A 1,001-nucleotide genomic window follows, 5' to 3' on the forward strand; every position below is an offset into this window, starting at 1 on the left:
GGCGATCCGGGTCACCCGCACCGGCCCGAACATGCACTACGCACAGGCATTCGCGCCGAGGGTCCGGGTGAACACCTTCGCGCCGGGCTTCATGGAGACGGAGCGGATGCTGGGCCGCGAGGACTACAGGAACGGCCGGGGAGACAAGCTGCGGGAGATGACCCCGATGCGCCACATCCCCAAGCCCGAGGAGGTCGCCGGAGCGGCGCTCTTCCTCGCGACGCCCGACGCCCTTCACATCACCGGCAGCTACTTTGTGGCCGACGGCGGCTACAACATGATCGGAGCCTGACATGACTGCCCAGCGCGTCCTCTTCGTCAACGGGGCTGTTTTCGACGGATCCGGAGAGCCGGCGTACACCGCCGACGTGGTGGTCGAAGGCGACACGATCGAAGCCGTGGTCGCCGGAGGCGGCGTGGTGGCGGAGCCGGGAGACCAGATCGTCGACTGCGTCGGCAGGACGGTCATGCCCGGCATGATCGAGTCGCACTGCCACCTGACCTTCCCGTCGGCGGTCGGGCACATCGATCCGACCTTCAACCCGCCGCTGGACGTCAGCTTCTTCCACCAGATGCCGACGCCGGACGAGCACCTGGAGATCGCCCGGCGCAACGCGCGCATCCTGCTCGACCAGGGCTTCACCAGCGCCTATTCGGCGGGCTCGCTCACCCCCGTACCGACCGAGATCATCCTGCGGGAGCAGATCAAGGCCGGTGCCGCGGTCGGACCGCGCCTGCGCGCGGCGTCCTTCGAGGGGGACAACAACCCGGTGCAGATGGGTCCCGACGGTCCGCGCGAGAAGAAGACCGGCCCGGACGCCGTACGTGAGTTCATCCGCGAACAGGCGGATCTCGGCTTCGACAGCGTCAAGCTCCTGATGAGCAATGACGACGTCTTCTTCGCGGGCGGCTCGATGGTCACGCAGTACAGCGCCGAGGAGGCGCGCGCCGCCACCGGTGCGCTGGGCAACGGTTGGCAACTTCCCTGGGAAACACGGCTG

2 protein-coding genes are annotated in these 1,001 nt (G+C 68.0%); both read left to right on the forward strand.

Annotated elements, in window-relative coordinates; all coding sequences use genetic code 11:
- Positions 1–292 (forward strand): SDR family oxidoreductase (locus ACWEBX_RS41520; RefSeq protein ID WP_451889832.1); only part of this gene is annotated, 292 nt, incomplete at its 5' end.
- A gap of 1 nt (position 293) precedes the next feature.
- Positions 294–1,001, forward strand: a 708-nt coding sequence (locus ACWEBX_RS41525; protein ID WP_451889833.1) for an amidohydrolase family protein, incomplete at its 3' end; no start/stop codon positions are given.

The organism is Streptomyces sp. NPDC005070 (genome assembly GCF_053600395.1).